Source organism: Achromobacter sp. Marseille-Q0513 (assembly GCF_018195695.1).
In the GTDB taxonomy this organism is placed as follows: Bacteria; Pseudomonadota; Gammaproteobacteria; order Burkholderiales; family Burkholderiaceae_B; genus Achromobacter.
The window spans coordinates 1-412 of record NZ_JAGTJY010000565.1; the positions used below are offsets into that span (position 1 = coordinate 1).

The window sequence follows — 412 nt, forward strand, 5'->3', positions numbered from 1 at the left end:
TCAAGCAGCTGGTGAAATGGGCGACCAGCCTCAATGGCTTTGGTTTGCCCTGCATGGCCGTCGTGTGCCACATCGCCCATCATCACGACACGCGCGCCGTCCGCCTCGGCCATCTTCATCAGTCGTTCAAGGATCCGAGTGGGGACCACGCCAGCCTCGTCTATCACCAGAACTGTCCGTGCGTCGAGTTTGAAGCGCTCCTTTTGGCGGGCCTCGAGCACCGACGCGACGGTCTTTGCTTCAATTCCCAGGTCTCGGAGCGCTTCGATCTGTTTGCCATACGACGCCACGGCCTGAACCACATATCCAGCCGCCTCCGCTGTTTGCTTGATCTTCTCGAGCATGTGCGATTTACCTGTCCCAGCCAGTCCCTGCACGCCAACAAACCGATCGGTCGTGCTCAGTATCAGCT

The 412-nt window shown here is 59.2% G+C and carries 1 protein-coding gene; it reads right to left on the reverse strand.

What is annotated here, in order from left to right; translation table 11 throughout:
* Positions 1-377 (reverse strand): AAA family ATPase (locus tag KDH83_RS31775; RefSeq protein ID WP_349291697.1); only part of this gene is annotated, 377 nt, incomplete at its 3' end.
* Positions 378-412: the final 35 nt, after the last annotated feature.